This is a genomic window from Shewanella sp. GutDb-MelDb (assembly GCF_002836075.1).
Classification (GTDB): domain Bacteria; phylum Pseudomonadota; class Gammaproteobacteria; order Enterobacterales; family Shewanellaceae; genus Shewanella.
Genome location: NZ_PJBM01000261.1, coordinates 13612 through 30586 on the forward strand (window position 1 = coordinate 13612; position 16975 = coordinate 30586).

Below are 16975 nucleotides of genomic sequence, written 5' to 3' on the forward strand. Positions count from 1 at the left end.
AGAAAACGGGAAGCATTGATAGAAAGGGGCAAAGCCCCTTTATTTGAACAGCAATAGGCTATTTAAGCTGCTTGATTATCTCATCGGCAACCACTTCAGATGATGCTGGGTTTTGGCCCGTAATTAGGTGACCATCAACCGCTAAGTAGCTCGCCCAGTCATCGCCTTTACTGTAAAGGGCGCCGTGTTGGATCATCATATCTTCAACAAGGTAAGGCACGATATCGGTAAGCTGCACGGCAGCTTCTTCGGTGTTGGTAAAGCCAGTAACCTTCTTACCCGCAACCAATGGAGTACCATCAGCGGCTTTGACATTTTTCAGTGCGCCGGGAGCATGGCACACTAAGCCGACGGGCTTGCTTGCTTGATAGAAGGTTTCAATTAACGCGATTGAATTAGCGTCATTAGTCAGATCCCATAATGGTCCGTGGCCACCAGGGTAGAAAATGGCGTCGTAATCTTCAGCATTAATGTTGGCAAGCACTTGAGTCGTCGCTAGCAGCTTTTGTGCGTCACTATCTTGATTGAATCTATCAGTGGCTGCTGTTTGAAAGTCTGGCTGCTCGCTGGTTGGGTCAAGCGGTGGTTGACCGCCCGCTGGTGATGCTAGTGTGACGTTAAAACCGCTGTCTTTAAAGCGGTAATAAGGGCTGGCAAATTCTTCTAACCAAAAGCCTGTTTTTAAACCAGTATCGCCTAATTTATCGTGCGAGGTCAGTACCATTAATACGTTCATTTATAATCCTTTTTAATGTTTAATCGTTTTAGTTAAAAACGATATTCAAAAGTGTATTCGTTATAAGTTAGATAGCGCACTTTAGCGGGTATATTTAAAGCTTAAGTGCGCTTGCTCGACTAAAGGTTGCGCTCTAAAATTTTGCGACTCATTGCTAAATCTACATCTTGTTTTTCACCGAGCGCTGTCATGCCATGAGCTTCAAGCTGTGCCATGATTTTGTCGATACTGCTGGCATCTAAATCATAGTCGCTTAAGCGGGTTTTAATGCCCATTGCTTCGAAAAATTCACGTGTTTTAGCGATTGCAGCATCGATGATCTCATCGTTAGTACCTTGGGCTATGCCCCAAACGCGATCGGCATATTGCAGTAACTTCTCCTGCTTACCTTCACGGCGACAATCCAGCATACCGGGCAGCACGATAGCGATAGTGCGAGCGTGGTCGATGTCATATAAAGCGGTAAGTTCATGGCCAATCATATGTGTTGCCCAGTCATGGGGAACACCGCGACCGATCACGCCGCTTAAAGCCATTGTGGCAACCCACATGAGATTGGCTCTAACATCATAGTCTTTTGGTTCGCTGAGGGCTTTGGGTCCAAGCTCGATTAACGTTTGAAGTAGGCCTTCGGCAAATCGGTCTTGTACTGGAGCATTAACAGGGTAAGTTAAGTACTGCTCAGTGATGTGAATAAAGGCATCGACAACCCCATTGGCCACTTGGCGCTCTGGTAGAGTGAAGGTTTTACTTGGGTCTAAAACAGAAAACTTTGGATAAACATGGTCGCTCATGAAAGAGAGCTTAGCCTGATACTCTTTACGGGTAACAACGCTAGCACTATTCATTTCAGAACCTGTGGCTGGCAAGGTTAGCACTGTGCCAAATGGCAGTGCTTGAGTGACTTTTGCGCCCCAGCTCAAAAGAATATCCCATGGCTCACCTTCAAATAGGGCTGCAGCAGCGACAAACTTAGTACCATCAATAACAGAGCCGCCACCGACCGCCAATAGAAAATCAATATTTTGCTGCTTAACAACTTCAACGGCTTTCATTAATGTTTCGTAAGTTGGGTTTGCCTCAATACCGCCGAACTCAACAACATCACGCTGTCCAAGTGCTGCCTTTACTTCATCTAGCGTGCCAGTACTCTTGGCGCTATTGCCGCCAAACAATATTAATACTTTTGCATCTTTTGCGACTAAGTTATCCAGTTCGGCAATCTTGCCTTCGCCAAAGCTAATATGAGTTGGGTTGTAATAGTCAAAACTGTTCATATTCTTTCCTATCTATCGACAAGTATTATCGAATGAGTATGAGATATTTAGTAGACCAGTCGTCTATTAAATAGTTAAAAAAATACCCGCGCTAATCATAGGCGGGTGAGATAAAACTGTTGGCTATTTCAGCGGAGATATAGGCTGTGCCAACAGGGCTTTGGTTACTTGCAATACGCGTTCAATCACATTTGGATCACGTGATAATTTACTTTTTAAACTCGCGCCTAACCAAAGCTGGTATAAGGTTTCTGCCGTAATTTGGGCGTGCATCGCTGGAAGTGAACCGTCGTTGATCCCAGCTTCGATACAGTGGGCAAGACGCGTAATAACGCCTGATGAGCCTTTATCAAGCGCTAGGCGCATCGACTCAGAAAGATCTGCAACTTCGGCACTGAGCTTAACTACTAAGCATTTTTGGTCAATGCTGCAATTACTCTGAGTTGCCTGCCAGCGCAGCCAGTAGCTCATGAGTCGCTCAAGACCTGAACCATTTTTGGCGTCAAATAGTTCATCAATACTGTGTAAGTATCCCTTGAAGTAACTGTTAATGATCTCTTCACCAAACAGCTCCTTAGATTTGAAGTAATGGTAAAAAGAGCCTTTGGGAACATCGGCAAATTTTAGGATCTGCGACAAGCCCACATTCGAGAAGCCTTTACTCGAAATTAAGCTATAACCAGAGTCAATAATATGCTGACGTGTTTGTTGGGATTCAATTTTCATAGGCCGTATCTTAAACTCAATTAGACCGGTCGTCTAGTTAATATTTGCGATGGGTCAGTTTAAGTACATTATACTTAATTTAATCTAGATTTATTTTTCATTAAACATATGAAATTATGAGTATTATAAAGGCAGGGTGCTTCGTGAGAAATTCTGCTTTAGCACCACCGTTGATTCAATGCCCGCAATACAATTTAAGCTACCTAATGACTTTTTAACGAAGCTTTCGTAGCTAAGTAAATCACTGGCAACAATTTTTAAAACATAATCATGCGCCCCGGTGACAACAGAACATTCCATCACTTGCTCCAGACTTTGCATCGCCGTTTCGAAGCGCTCAGCATGATGATCTGAATTTTCTGTGAGGCGCACAAAGGCATAGACCACCACATTGAGCCCGACCTCTTTAGGTTCTATTTGTGCCGCATAGCCGCTTATAACTCCCGTCTGTTCGAGCTTTCTGACTCGGCGAAGGCAGGGGGTATCAGACATGTTTAACCTTGTAGCCAACTCTGAAATGGCAATACGGCCCTGTTGCTGCAAAATAGCGAGAATATTGCGATCTTTACTGTCCAAAGAGAACTCCGAATTTAGTTTTATAGTTTATTTCAATCGAATGTAGTCAATTTATAGTGGAATCCGATCTGAAATGGAAGTTATAGAAGGGAAAATGACGATTTTACCCCTAGAGATCCTGATAGGCTAATTCAACATAATAATAACAATAACAGGAACCGCTAGATGACATTGAATACTCGGGCTTTTGACCACTGGATCCGTACCCGTTTTGTGGAGCTCAATACCCAATTAGAGCTGTTATATGCAACGCAAGTTGATCGTGCCAATGTCGAAGGTATTGGTGAGTCACTTAAAATAGCGTTAGAAGCTGAAGGCCGAGAGATGATCGCGGCATTATTGGCGGAGGGAAATACCGACGAAGGCTTTGATCACGCGTTCGGCTTACTGGGGAATGTAGGCTTGTACATGGCTGCTTGTCGCCGTCATGAGATAACCGAGCCCTCTCGTGAGCAGGTATCACCATTAACAGAAGCCTCTGCTTTAGCGATGCATATCGGCGCTTCTATTGGTGTTACTCCAAGGTTTGCCACCGCGCACTTAACCACACATAACAGCGCTGATAACGGCCTATACAAACGGTTTACTAACCTGCCCGCTGAAAAGCTGTTTGTTGATTATAATACCAAAGGTATTCTTGCCTATAAGCGTGCAGCAGACGCATTATTAAAAATACAACCTCTAGGCATTTCTCATCCCATTGCCGCCGATTTACTGGTTGTCGCCAAGCAAGCGCTCGTAGATGTAAAAGAGTCGAATAAGCAACTCTTTAACAAGCTCGATACTAATGACTTCTTCTATTGCGTGAGGCCGTACTACAAACCCTATCGTGTTGGAAGCCAAGTTTACCGCGGTGCAAATGCCGGTGATTTTGCCGGTATCAATGTCATTGATATGCTTTTAGGGTTGTGCGCTGCCAACGAAGCTGGATATTCACAAATGTTGGTTGATAAGTTTCTGTATATGATGCCAGAAGATCAACGCATTTTGCGTGACTGTATGCGTCGCTCTAGCTTTATGGACGAGCTGTTAGCGCTGCAGCATTTGCACCATGAAGCCTGGTTTAAAGAAAACGTAAGGCTGTTTCTAGAGGTGTGTAGATTGCACGGCGAAACAGCGATTCAGCATCACAATGAATTAGTAAATAAGTATATTGCTATCCCTTCTCAAACGATGGAGCAGCAACATATGGATAAAGTTACCGCGAGTGGCCCGCCATTACCAGTGTTGCTTAATGCGCTGGAAAAACTACGAGATAGGCGGTCTGCGGCATGCCGCAGTGATATAAAAACGCGATATGACGATATTAAATCGCTCACTGCAAGCTTAGAGGCTCGTTGATATGGGGGATTTTAACCATGACTATAAAAAAGATTTTATGCTCGCGCCTGGAAGTTACTTATTGAACCATTCTGTTGGCAGACCGCTTCAAACGGCTGAGGCTGATTTTAAGCAACAGTTTTTCACACCATGGCAAGAGTCTGGTATTGAGCCTTGGAGAGATTGGCTTGGCATTATTGAGCGATTTACCGATGGTTTATCGAGAATGTTTAATGCCCCCGCGAGCGAGTTCTGTCCGCAAGTTAATCTATCGAGCGCATTGACCAAATTGGTGATGTCCGTTGATTCATTGCAACGTGATGATACCGTGATCTTAATGAGTGAGATTGATTTCCCCAGCATGGGTTTTGCACTCAAAAAAGCGCTGCCAAAAAACTGCGAACTGCGATTTATCCCTAAAGCGCTGGATATTACCGATGCTAATGTATGGGATGCTCACTTAACGACAGATATTGATATGGTGTTTGTGAGTCATGCTTACTCTAATACTGGGCAGCTATCGCCAGTCGATGACATTGTTGCGGCAGCAAAATCGAGAGGTGTACTCACACTGATTGATATCGCTCAGTCAGCGGGTGTGGTGCCGGTAGATTTAGGGGCTCTGCAGGCTGACTTTATGATTGGCTCCAGTGTTAAATGGTTATGTGGTGGCCCTGGAGCGGCTTACCTTTGGGTTAACCGTCAGCATATTGCAGATTGTCAGCCTAAGGACGTAGGTTGGTTTAGTCATGAAAATCCGTTTGAATTCGATATTCATGATTTTAGATACCATAAAAGCGCGCTTAAGTTTTGGGGCGGGACACCGTCTGTAGCGCCTTATGCGATAGCGGCTCATAGCATTGATTATTTTTGTCAATTGGGTTCAGAAAAGCTACGCCAGCATAATCAGCATTTGATTGAGCTGGTGGCCAATGAGCTTGGCAGTGAACTGGTCTCTCCCCGAGAACAAGATAAACGCAGTGGAACCATGATCCTAAATTTCGGTCATCGGCAGCAACAGATATTATCTGCGCTAAAAAGTGCCAACATCAGTGTTGATGCACGAAGCCAAGGGATACGAGTGTCGCCGCACATATACAATGATGAAGCTGATATGTGGCGCCTATTAGAACTTGTTGGCACGACAGGGTGGTAACCAATAATATTGCTCTTTAGCCGTTGGATAAAGAGCAAATAGGGACACTTTTAAATTAGTGCTTAACAGCATGAAGATACGTTTTTCGATAATCAAATTGTTGATTCAGGCGGGTAATTTCACCTAGGCTCATATTGGCAGCAATGGTGTTTCCTTTACTGTCAGACACATATTTTTGAGCTGTTCTTTTGACAAAATCGACCACATAGACATTATTATTCTCAAGTGCCGTTGCGGCTTCTAACGCCGCGCTTTTAGAGCAATCATTACATAGTGCTACAGAGTTCATTCCTGCGAAGCTTGCTGCAGAGAAGAGTAATGTTGCCATCATTAGTGGGGCGGTAAGGGTAATTTTCATTATTTTCTCCAGAATAAATAAATGTGACTCAGGTCACATTTTTATCATCTTGACTAATTAATGTCCATCTTTTTATTAGCATATTGTTAACATAATTAGTTGTTTAATAAGTACTTATTTAAGCTGATACTAATATTTGTTGTCTTGTTCTTATTGAGTAGTCGCCGACAAATTCAATTAATTATTCTAGGTTGCCTATTTAACATTATTGATTGATAGTTAAAGCCATTCATTTTTACAAGGTGAGTTTAATGAAGATATTCATACTGTTATTGGGATTGTGCAGTGTTAGTGCCTTTTCAGTTGAATGGCAGACAAAGCAGATTGATGCAAGTTTATCTTTTCGTGGTAGCGCAGCTGCTGATGGCATAGTGTGGGTGAGTGGCTCTAACAATAGTGTCTTTTTGTCTAAGGATGCAGGTAAAACTTGGCTCGATGTTTCTGTTACAGAGCAACCGTTAACCGATTTTCGTGATATTGAAGTTTTCGACGCTAACACTGCCATTGTGATGGGGGCTGGTGAGGGCGAGTTATCTACACTCTATATTACTGAAGATCAGGGGGCTTCTTGGAAACTGTTGCTCGAAAATAAACATGAAACGGGTTTTTTTGATTCTATTGCTTTTTGGGATAGAAACAACGGATTGCTGTTAGGGGATCCTGTTGATGGTTGCTTTGTTATCTTACGCACTCAAGATGGTGGTAAAAGTTGGCAACGGATTGCTCGAGCTCATCTTCCTAAACTGCTCGACCGTGAAGTGGCCTTTGCCGCGAGTGGTAATACCCTCATGGTCGGCAAAGCGGGTCAAGCATGGTTCACCACTGGCGGCCATAGTAGCTCTATTTATACCTCGCAAGACTCCGGTGATTACTGGCAAAGAACGCATATTCCACTCTATGACGATACACAAACTGCCGGCGGTTATGGCGTGGCGATGAATACTCTTGGCGATGTTTTTGTTGTCGGCGGTGATTACCAACAGCGTGATAAGCACGATGCTAATATGGTGTATCTAAAAGGCAAAGTCTGGCATAAAACGCGTAAGGCGACTGCCGGACTGAGAACCGCGATGGTTTGTCATCAAGCCATGTGTATAGCGACGGGTAAGTTGGCTACAGATATCTCATTTGACCATGGCTTTAGTTGGCAGCCGTTGTCGATTCAAGGTCAGACACAAGGTTATTACACCTTGGCGATTGATGGTGATACGGTGGTCGCAGCTGGTCATAATGGCAGGGTGGCTGTCTATGTTGTGCCACAGGCAGACTAGGTTTTTAGCGCGGAAAGATCTCAATACAATAAATTTAAACCCAAGTGATTTTCTTGGGCTAGGCAAGCACTAGGAACATAATTAAAGCCCCTATACAGCCACCGCACAGCGTCGCGATAGCGAGCGTTAAGGTCTGAGTCTGTAAAGAGACTTGTTGCATCTGCTGATGGCTAGGCGCTGGGATGACAAGTAACGTCTTTTGCTTAATCTCAAAGACTGCACACAACCCTAGTAAGGTATCATTTGATGCGCTGCCGTCTTTTTCAACTCGCTGCACAGTGCGTAAACTGATGTCACAGGCATCTGCTAAATGCTGTTGTGTCCAGCCTCTTGATAGCCGCAGTCCTTTTACGGTCGTAGCACTAATATCCATGTTCTACTCCGCATATTTGAAGATTTGAATGTGCATCAGTTTAACCTATAAACTGGAATACAAGCCAAGCAGAAACACCACCAAATATAATGCCTGCTAAAAAGAACATAAGCACTCTTTTGAGCGCATCTTTGGTGTTCATATTTAGGTAGGCTTTAGTTTCTGTCGCGACATGCTCGCCATTTTTATAAAGTGTGCAGACTACCGCCGCAGTAAGCAGGTTGCTTACTTGGAATGTCACTTCATAATTATTTCCTAAGTAACAAAATTCATGAGCGCTTTTCATCCCAAAATTACGCTTTTCAACGACTACTTCACCATTGATATAAATGGTCTCTAGACCTGAAAAACCCGAGCCGTGGGCGGTAACTCGGACCTCTTTATCATTAAAACAATACCAATATCCGTTTGTAATCGAGACCTTATCCATTGCGGTATCCAGTTTATGTGGTGGAATTAAGCTTTCCATATCGTGCTCCTTGCTATGTCGATAGTTGAATTTGACTGCAGCAAGTTGAGCATAGAATTGAACTTGAGACGACGTCATCGATATGACAGTCATAAAGTCGGCATATGACATAATAGTTGTCATGTGCCTAAGCTATTGAAATTATACCGTTTAAATTGCACCCAATGACCTTCTGAAAATAGAGAGTAAAGGAGAGTTGTACTCCAATTTTATTAGGCGGTTAATCTACAGCTTTATGTTTATAGCGTTTACCATTGATCCGTTCAATAATTTGAGTGGCATTTAGGTCGTGAATCACATTGATGAGTGTGGCAGGTGCATCGGTTACTGTGCCGATAATGACTAAAATAGGGATAACTTCTATCGGTAGACCGAGAGTGGTGACGATAAAAATTTCACCCAAAAAGGCTCCGCCAGGCACGCCACTAATAATAAATGCTGACAACACTGAAATAAGTACGGTGAGCGCAAAAACATCTGCAGTGAAATCCAAACCCAATATTGAATAGATAAATACAATCTTTAGCGCGGTGGTCATCGAGGCACCGCCTTTATTGAGATTGACCAACAAAGGCAGACAAATATCTGCTATCTCCTCTTTTATGCCCATCTTATTGGCGGCTCGGATATTAACGGGTAACGTGGCCAGAGAGGAGGTGGTACCTAATGCGGTAACTGACGGTGCAACCGCATTTTTCCAAAATTGAGTAACGCCTTTTGTCCCGCCACCTAACCAAGCGTAAAGAGTTGAGCCGATGATGAAATAGATAATTGCCGCAACAAAGAATAGCCCAATAGCGCGAGCAAAAGTGCTCAACAGTTCGGTGTCTTGACTGGCCATGGTTGAAGCAAAGTAGGCGCCTAGTCCTATTGGGGCAGCTACCATCAAAATGGATACTATCTTCATGATAACGGTATTGAGACTATCAAGGATATCTGAGACTTTCTCACCATCTTTTCCTGATTGACCAATAGCGATCCCGGCGATGACCGACATGATGATCAATGCCAAGATATTGGATTTAGACAGCAAACCAACAAAATCATTGGTAGTGAGCAAGCCAACGAAATCCATTGTGCCCGCCCCCGCTTCAACATGTTGATGCAGATCGAGTAAAACACCTTGCGCAGGATCGAAGGCCAGAGCCAAGCCTACAATCGATACGGCGGGGATAATCGCCATTACAATTGACACCAAGAAGAGGGTAATAAGAATGGCACCGAGTTTTTTTAAGTCAGTCATTCGTGCAATGGAAGAGGTCACACTAATAGCAACGAGTGGCACAATAATCATGAATAGCAGATTAAGAAAAATCTGCCCAATAGGCTTTAATTCAAGTGCAAAATCAGGCAGTACAATACCGATAACGCCACCAATAAGTAGTGCTGACAGTAAAACAATTGAAGAACGATAGGGCTCAAGTTTTTGCCACATAAATGAAGGTCCACTTATTATTGGTTGTCAGAACACTGACTTTCGATGGGGTATCCCATTAAGCTATCTAGCCATCGATGGGGTGTCAACCTAACAAGCGGTAGAAGAAAAGGGAAAGGCCTGCAGCAAGCAGACCTTTAAATATTGAATCGTCGCTAATTAACGTCCTCTGCGACCTTCTCGCGCCATGCCGTGTTGCCTTGCGTTGCGTGAGCGGTTCAATCCTTCTCGGTCAATGTTGCGGTTATTCATCTGTCGATTCATATTGTTGGGGCGACTCATATCAGTATTAGGCCTAGATGGCATAGTGACAGGCTTGCTGATATCACGATTACTTAGCCCAGTTTCAACTCTCTGTTTAGTTGCGGGCGCAGGTGTCCAATTGCCTTTATTGCGGTTTTGCCACTCACCATTATTATCTCGTGCAATATTGCCATTTTTATCGGCAAAGACGTTATTGTCACGGCTCTTGTTGTGAGTCGCTTGTCTAAGATTGTTGTTTATTTTCTTTGAGTCAGCATTACGTACGCGGTTCTCTGGACGGTTATAGAGATTATTTTTCCCCACGCGGTTACCTGAAATATTGTTGTTTTTGGTAACCTTGTTGGAGATATTGGTTCTATTACCGATACTGACACTGTTACCGATATTAATATCACCGGTATTTATCACGACAGGGCGACGGTAACCTCCACCGTAATAACCGCCACAGCATCGGCCTGGATGATAGTTATTACCCCAGCCAGCATTCCAGCCAACCCCCACGCTAAAGAAACCATTGCTCCAACTCACACCGACGTTCCAGCCTGTCCAAGGGTTATAACCAACATGTAATCCCCAAGTCGGTGGTCTTGGATAATAGTAACGGCCCCAGTAGGGTGGGTAGTACCAGCCTGTGCCATATACAGGTACACCATAATAGGGGTAGGACCACATATAGCCTGGAGTGTAACCCACATAGACAACCTCGGGTGTAGAGTCATAAATCTCGACATAAGTGGTGTTATACACAGGTGAGCTTGGGGGGATTTTTGCAATCTCGTCTGTCGGGATGTTATCTGCGACTGTCCATGGGCCTTTAGCCGCTGAAGCGACAAACCAAACGGCATTATCTACTGCGTAGTACTGACCGTTTATTTTCAATACCTGAGTGGAGGTGTTAACGGCATAAGCGACCTTAGTACCTGGGATTGCATCAAACTTAGGCTCACCATCGTATTCAACAGTTAGCTTTGTTTCACTGCGCTTAATCGCAGCAGTTTGTGGTATTTGCGCATCGAGCATCGCTTGGTCTGCTTCTGTGGTGCCTGCAACAGAAACACGTAGGCCTCCAATATCGGACTCAGGTGGGATATCATTAAAACTCGTCGGCAGCTTATCGGCGCGAACAAACTCCCAAGGTCCAGCTTCCTTCTTGGCTTTAAACCAGCGCCCTGACAGCAATAAATACATATCACCTGAAGAAACCTCTCTAATCCATGCGGTCTCTGTGTTGCTGACGTACAGCAGCTTGCCTTCGGTCAGGCTTTTCCATCTGGGCTTACCCTCTGTTGCGACCAATTCGGTGGCGGTGTTTACGGCGATGACGGCGGGTGCTGAGGCACTTTTTGCTGGAGTGGCATCTTCAGGTTTAGGAAGCATTTTAACGAGGTCTTCAGGCGGATATTCGGTTGTTTGCCAAGGGCCCATGGGGTTGTCTGCGGTGTACCAGAACGTACCGCTGCTGAGGTATAACTTTTTAGTCTGTTGGTTACGTGCAACCGCAAATGGCGTGTTTAATGCTCGCTCATAAGGGCTGCCTTCTATTTCCCTAAATTGCGGCGCGCCGTCGAAAGACAGCAGTACACTGAGTTGCTGACGGAAAATAATGTTGGGGGCATCGTTCTTAATGTTCTCTAAGCTTTGTTTCTCTTGTTTAGCATTGGCGAGACTGGCAGAAAGGCGCTCCATTGAGATATTAAAACTACTGCTGCCTAGGGCTTTTTCTACCACTTCGGTAAAGCGCTGCTCGTCTGCTTCAGTCGACTCTGGCCAGCGAACCTGAGTGACTTTAACGTCTCTAACGGTAGCGTTATCGGTATTGGTATCGATGCGTGCACTAAACCAAAAAGCGCCAAAAACGGGCTCGTCTCTATCGATGAGTTCGAGAGACATTGCCGCACGCCCTTGCAGAATATTACCGTTAAGTGATTCAGGCTGTGGCTGATATACCACTATGGTGCCCTCTTTTTCGGTTACCTCTTGTGGCCACTCAATCGCGTTAGCATTGGCTAGACCCAATAGCATCATCATGATTACGGCGAGGGTTGAGCGAAAACATGCAAAAATTTTAGCTGACATAGCAGTCCCTTCTGTTTTGATCGAGTGGTGAATATCAAGCTAACATGCTGGCTATTGTAATGGTTAAACTTTATTCAGAATAACTATAGTTGTTCATTATGATACTCGCATTATGGACAAAAATATTATTGATTTATAAGCACAAAAAAGCCCTAAACGTTTCCGCTTAGGGCTTTCTAAATGGCGCTTTAACTACGCCATTAACTCAGTTTTTAAGTTTACAAGCTGTAATAAAGCTCGAACTCTACAGGGTGAGTCGTTTGGTTAACACGTTCAACATCAGCAGTCTTAAGCTTGATGTATGAATCGATGAAATCATTGCTAAATACTTCGCCACGAGTTAGGAACTCACGGTCAGCGTCTAGACACTCAAGTGCATTTTCCAGTGAAGTGGCAACTGTTGGGATTTCAGCCGCTTCTTCTGGTGGTAAGTCATATAGATCTTTATCCATTGCTTCGCCTGGATGGATCTTATTTTGGATCCCGTCAAGACCAGCCATTAGCATTGCAGAGAATGCTAAATATGGGTTAGCCATTGGGTCACCAAAACGTAATTCAATACGACGACCTTTAGCACTTGGTACTACAGGGATACGGATAGAAGCACTACGGTTGGCTGCTGAGTAAGCAAGCATTACTGGCGCTTCAAAGTGTGGAATAAGACGCTTGTATGAGTTCGTTGCTGGGTTTGCAAATGCATTAATTGCGCGAGCATGTTTGATGATGCCGCCGATGTAGAACAATGCTGTTTCGCTTAGGCCTGCATACTTGTCGCCAGCAAAAATGTTCACGCCATCTTTTGCTAGAGATTGATGCACGTGCATGCCGCTACCGTTATCACCAACGATTGGCTTAGGCATAAAGGTTGCTGTTTTGTTGTAGGCGTCAGCCACGTTATGGACAACATATTTAAGCACCTGAACTTCATCCGCTTTAAGCGTAAGCGTATTAAAGCGAGTGGCGATTTCGTTTTGACCAGCAGTGGCGACTTCGTGATGATGTGCTTCAACAACTTGGCCCATCTCTTCAAGTACAAGACACATTGCTGAACGTATGTCTTGTGAAGAATCAACTGGCCCTACTGGGAAATAACCGCCTTTAACGCCTGGACGGTGACCTTTGTTGCCGCCTTCGTAGCTGGTACCTGAGTTCCAAGCGGCTTCTACAGCGTCAACTTTGTAAAAACAACCTGACATGTCAGCGCCATATCTAACGTCATCGAATAGGAAGAACTCTGGCTCAGGACCAATCAATACTGTATCGGCGATACCAGTAGAGCGTAAGTAGTCTTCTGCTTTCTTAGCAATTGAGCGTGGGTCACGGTTGTAACCTGTCATTGTGCCTGGGTTTAGAATATCGCAACGAATGTTTGCGGTTGTTTCAGCAGTGAACGGGTCAAGTACGAAACTTGCAGCATCAGGCATGAGCACCATGTCTGATTCGTTAATGCCTTTCCAACCTGAAATTGAAGAGCCGTCAAACATCTTACCGTCTTCGAAAAAGTCTTCATCAACCTGGTGGCTTGGGATCGAAACGTGATGCTCTTTACCTATGGTATCGGTAAAACGTAGATCAACAAACTTAACTTCTAATTCTTGTAGTTGTTGTAAAACTGATTCTGCTGACATTCTAAAGTCTCCGAGTAGGGTAAAGGGTTATCCCTTGTTTTTTATCTTAATGCTTAACGCAATATGCGATTCTGCTATCTGTAAAGCGAGAGTCGTGCCAATCATGTAACATTATGATTTATATGAATTCTAAATCATACTAAAAATATAAAGCTAGCTTTAATGCACTATTTTGGTGCGGCCAGTGGATCAAAGTGGTGCACGCGCCATCATTGTGCAGCTAGACTGTTTTCATATTGACTAGCCGTTGGCTAATGGTTAAAAGCAAGACAACAGAATAGCCAAGAATAAGACTTTTTTATAGGGGACAAGTCAAAGAAAAATCAACCAAATGTAGATAAGTGTTATTCAGATAAAAGACAGTTTCATGCCGCTCGCAGGCGTATCTGGTTAAACAGACTAAACTAGGAAGTCGACTAAAGGGGTCGTAAACAGGATGTTTAACAAAATTTATCACTTAAAAGGACGCTAAATGCCTCAAAGAGGTATTTAAAAGGAACGGGAATATAAATAATCCTATCAAAGATAATGATGGAAAGTGTATGTAAAGCGGACGTTATGACGGGAAAAAGCAACACGCATAAGTTATTTCTAACGATTGGTTAAAAATAATCCTGTGAGATACTCGCCACCTAGAGTAGAATGTCACGCTTTTTATAGCAACAACTATAATCGTTTGGTTTTAGTGGTTGTCAGTACCCCCCCCCCTATATATTTATACCGATGGTAAGAGGTTTAGCCGTGTTAGAGAATTTACGTAACATCGCCATTATTGCACACGTTGACCATGGTAAGACTACCTTGGTTGATAAGCTGCTGGCGCAGTCAGGAACCCTTGAGACTCGAGGAGAAGCCACTGAGCGGGTGATGGATTCAAATGATCTTGAAAAAGAACGTGGTATCACGATTCTGGCCAAGAACACTGCCATCAAGTGGAACGATTACCGTATCAACATCGTTGATACCCCTGGTCACGCCGATTTCGGTGGTGAGGTTGAGCGTGTTCTATCTATGGTTGACTCAGTATTACTACTAGTTGACGCAGTTGATGGTCCAATGCCACAAACTCGTTTCGTGACTAAGAAAGCATTTGCTCAAGGTCTTAAGCCAATCGTTGTTATCAACAAGATTGACCGTCCTGGCGCACGTCCTGATTGGGTTATCGACCAAGTATTTGACTTGTTCGACAACCTAGGCGCAACCGATGAGCAACTAGATTTTCCAATCGTTTATGCTTCTGCACTAAACGGTTTCGCTTCTCTTGATCCAGAAGTCTCAGATGGTGACATGACTCCTCTATTTGAAACTATCGTTGAGAAAGTTTCATCTCCTGACGCTGATGCTGAAGGTGATTTCCAGATGCAGATCTCTCAAATCGATTACAACTCATACGTGGGTGTTATCGGTATTGGTCGTATCAAGCGTGGTAGCGTTAAGACTAACCAACAGGTCACTATTATTGGTGCTGATGGTAAGAAACGTAACGGTAAGATGGGCCAAGTATTAGGCTACATGGGCCTAGAACGTAACGAAGTCGAGATTGCTAACGCTGGTGATATCGTTGCAATTACGGGTCTTGGTCAGTTGCTAATTTCTGACACTGTTTGTGCAACTAACAACGTAGAAGCATTACCAGCTTTGTCTGTTGATGAACCAACACTAACAATGACCTTCCAGGTCAACACCTCTCCATTCGCTGGTAAAGAAGGTAAGTACGTAACTTCACGTAACATCCTTGAGCGTCTGCAGCAGGAACTTGTTCATAACGTAGCACTACGTGTTGAAGAAACTGAAAGCCCAGATCGTTTCCGCGTATCGGGTCGTGGTGAACTTCACCTTTCAATTTTGATTGAAAACATGCGTCGTGAAGGTTACGAGCTAGCTGTTTCTCGTCCAGAAGTTATCGTTAAAGAGATTGATGGCGAGATGTGTGAGCCATTCGAAAACTTGACTGTTGACGTTGAAGAGCAACATCAAGGTGCTGTTATCGAGAAGCTTGGTATCCGTAAGGGTGACATGAAAGACATGCAGATGGATGGTAAGGGTCGTGTACGTATCGATTTTGTTATCCCTAGCCGTGGTCTAATTGGTTTCCAAACTGACTTTATGACAGCCACTTCAGGTTCTGGTCTTATTTACCATTCATTCGACCATTACGGTCCTGTGAAAGGTGGTGATATTGGTCAACGCGCCCGTGGCGTATTGGTCTCTAACGCAACTGGTAAAGCACTGACATTCGCATTGTTTAACCTTCAAGCTCGTGGTCGTCTGTTTATTACTCACGCTGCTGAAGTTTATGAAGGTCAAGTTGTTGGTCTTCACGCTCGTGCAAACGATTTGACTGTTAACTGTTTGAAAGGTAAGCAGCTAACTAACATGCGTGCATCGGGTACCGATGAAGCACAAGTACTGACTCCGCATATCGACATGACACTTGAGCAAGCGCTTGAGTTCATCGATGATGATGAGCTAGTTGAAGTAACACCGCTGAACATTCGTGTTCGTAAGCGTTACTTGAGCGAAAACGATCGTAAGCGTCATAACCGCAAGTAATCGTTTCGTTTAGCTTCAGTCCTTAAAAGGATTGAGCGCTAAGAAGAAGCCCTGAACATGAAAATGTTTGGGGCTTTTTTATACATGGATGTATTTATCCCCGAAGTACAGGATGTACAAGGAGGGGATTTATGTCTGGCCATAAATGTTCCATTCATTTATTGGCATTTCCTCCTTCCCTGGAGGTCAGAACATTTATGCCAGCATCCATGGATGGAAAGTGCTGGTATTTATACATGGCCATAAATGTTCCATTCATTTATTGGCATTCCCTCCTTGACCCACAGGGATGTGAGGAATGCCTAAGTGATATAGGGAATATCATAGGCCTTGGCTGTCAGATGTATTTATCCTCGAAGTACAGGATGTACTAAGAGGGGGTTATGTCTTGCTAACTATTGATTAACTACAGCGGTCCATTGGGTAATTGATCTATACGTAGCCTCAACTACTAAACCCATTTAGTAGTAACTTGCAGCAGCACCGGCCATGATCACGACAAATATCGCAAGCATGCGGATAGTTTTGTTATATTGCACTTCAGGTAATTGATACTTCAACAACCTTTGTCTGGCAACATATACGTGTATTACGGCCAAGCCGAGCAAGCAAGGTGTAATAGTGAGTGCGCCGTTTATCGCGGAGTGCACTGCTAGTGCACATAAAGCGAATGCTGCAGAAAACCAAACACAGGCAAGAACTGTACTTTCATTCGTTTTAACTGTCATAGAACGCCTTTGGATGTTGGTAGAAAATA

15 protein-coding genes are annotated in these 16975 nt (G+C 44.0%); 4 read left to right on the plus strand and 11 right to left on the minus strand.

The window, feature by feature from the left end; genetic code table 11:
- Positions 1 to 58: 58 nt before the first annotated feature.
- From CXF82_RS19640 to CXF82_RS19655, 4 genes are all read right to left on the minus strand, one after another.
- Positions 59 to 736: a type 1 glutamine amidotransferase domain-containing protein gene (locus CXF82_RS19640; RefSeq protein WP_101089560.1), complete on the minus strand. Its 678-nt coding sequence runs from the start codon at positions 734 to 736 to the stop codon at positions 59 to 61.
- A 119-nt stretch (positions 737 to 855) separates the two neighbouring features.
- A complete protein-coding gene (locus CXF82_RS19645; RefSeq protein ID WP_102044797.1) occupies positions 856 to 2013 on the minus strand; it encodes an iron-containing alcohol dehydrogenase in 1158 nt (385 codons plus the stop codon).
- A gap of 123 nt (positions 2014 to 2136) precedes the next feature.
- Entirely contained in the window at positions 2137 to 2739 is a 603-nt protein-coding gene (locus CXF82_RS19650) for a TetR/AcrR family transcriptional regulator (protein ID WP_101089558.1), read from the minus strand.
- A 123-nt stretch (positions 2740 to 2862) separates the two neighbouring features.
- The gene (locus CXF82_RS19655; RefSeq protein WP_102044798.1) at positions 2863 to 3315 is read right to left on the minus strand and encodes an Lrp/AsnC family transcriptional regulator; all 453 of its coding nucleotides are present in this window, start codon (positions 3313 to 3315) and stop codon (positions 2863 to 2865) included.
- 165 nt (positions 3316 to 3480) lie between these two features.
- Between CXF82_RS19655 and CXF82_RS19660 the strand changes: the two genes are divergently transcribed.
- Together CXF82_RS19660 and CXF82_RS19665 are read left to right on the plus strand one after the other, a co-directional pair.
- Positions 3481 to 4656: a PrnB family protein gene (locus CXF82_RS19660; protein WP_102044799.1), complete on the plus strand. Its 1176-nt coding sequence runs from the start codon at positions 3481 to 3483 to the stop codon at positions 4654 to 4656.
- Position 4657: 1 nt separating this feature from the next.
- Positions 4658 to 5791, plus strand: coding sequence for an aminotransferase class V-fold PLP-dependent enzyme (locus CXF82_RS19665; RefSeq protein WP_102038707.1), 1134 nt, complete (start codon positions 4658 to 4660; stop codon positions 5789 to 5791).
- 55 nt (positions 5792 to 5846) lie between these two features.
- On the opposite strand, the gene CXF82_RS19670 is transcribed toward CXF82_RS19665, so the two are convergent.
- On the minus strand, positions 5847 to 6149 hold the full coding sequence (locus tag CXF82_RS19670) for a hypothetical protein (RefSeq protein ID WP_101089554.1): 303 nt from the start codon (positions 6147 to 6149) through the stop codon (positions 5847 to 5849).
- Positions 6150 to 6400: 251 nt separating this feature from the next.
- Between CXF82_RS19670 and CXF82_RS19675 the strand changes: the two genes are divergently transcribed.
- A complete protein-coding gene (locus CXF82_RS19675; RefSeq protein WP_102044800.1) occupies positions 6401 to 7420 on the plus strand; it encodes a WD40/YVTN/BNR-like repeat-containing protein in 1020 nt (339 codons plus the stop codon).
- A 58-nt stretch (positions 7421 to 7478) separates the two neighbouring features.
- Here CXF82_RS19675 and CXF82_RS19680 read toward each other — a convergent pair whose 3' ends face one another.
- The 5 genes from CXF82_RS19680 to glnA all read right to left on the minus strand — a co-directional run bounded on the left by CXF82_RS19680 (position 7479) and on the right by glnA (position 13665).
- On the minus strand, positions 7479 to 7793 hold the full coding sequence (locus CXF82_RS19680; RefSeq protein ID WP_102044801.1) for a helix-turn-helix domain-containing protein: 315 nt from the start codon (positions 7791 to 7793) through the stop codon (positions 7479 to 7481).
- Between the two features lie 40 nt (positions 7794 to 7833).
- Positions 7834 to 8262: a hypothetical protein gene (locus CXF82_RS19685; RefSeq protein ID WP_102044802.1), complete on the minus strand. Its 429-nt coding sequence runs from the start codon at positions 8260 to 8262 to the stop codon at positions 7834 to 7836.
- A gap of 220 nt (positions 8263 to 8482) precedes the next feature.
- Positions 8483 to 9697 carry a dicarboxylate/amino acid:cation symporter gene (locus CXF82_RS19690; RefSeq protein WP_102044803.1) on the minus strand — a complete coding sequence of 405 codons (1215 nt, stop codon included), beginning with the start codon at positions 9695 to 9697 and terminating at the stop codon, positions 8483 to 8485.
- Positions 9698 to 9856: 159 nt separating this feature from the next.
- Positions 9857 to 12037 (minus strand): carbohydrate-binding family V/XII, encoded by a 2181-nt coding sequence (locus CXF82_RS19695; protein ID WP_219621795.1) that lies wholly within the window; start codon positions 12035 to 12037, stop codon positions 9857 to 9859.
- Positions 12038 to 12255: 218 nt separating this feature from the next.
- On the minus strand, positions 12256 to 13665 hold the full coding sequence (gene glnA / locus CXF82_RS19700) for a glutamate--ammonia ligase (RefSeq protein WP_101089551.1): 1410 nt from the start codon (positions 13663 to 13665) through the stop codon (positions 12256 to 12258).
- Between the two features lie 723 nt (positions 13666 to 14388).
- On the opposite strand from glnA, the gene typA reads away from it, so the two are divergent.
- The gene (gene typA / locus CXF82_RS19705; protein WP_101089550.1) at positions 14389 to 16218 is read left to right on the plus strand and encodes a translational GTPase TypA; all 1830 of its coding nucleotides are present in this window, start codon (positions 14389 to 14391) and stop codon (positions 16216 to 16218) included.
- Positions 16219 to 16679: 461 nt separating this feature from the next.
- Here the strand turns inward: typA and CXF82_RS19715 are convergent, their stop codons facing one another.
- Positions 16680 to 16946 carry a hypothetical protein gene (locus CXF82_RS19715; RefSeq protein ID WP_102038709.1) on the minus strand — a complete coding sequence of 89 codons (267 nt, stop codon included), beginning with the start codon at positions 16944 to 16946 and terminating at the stop codon, positions 16680 to 16682.
- Positions 16947 to 16975 lie beyond the last annotated feature (29 nt).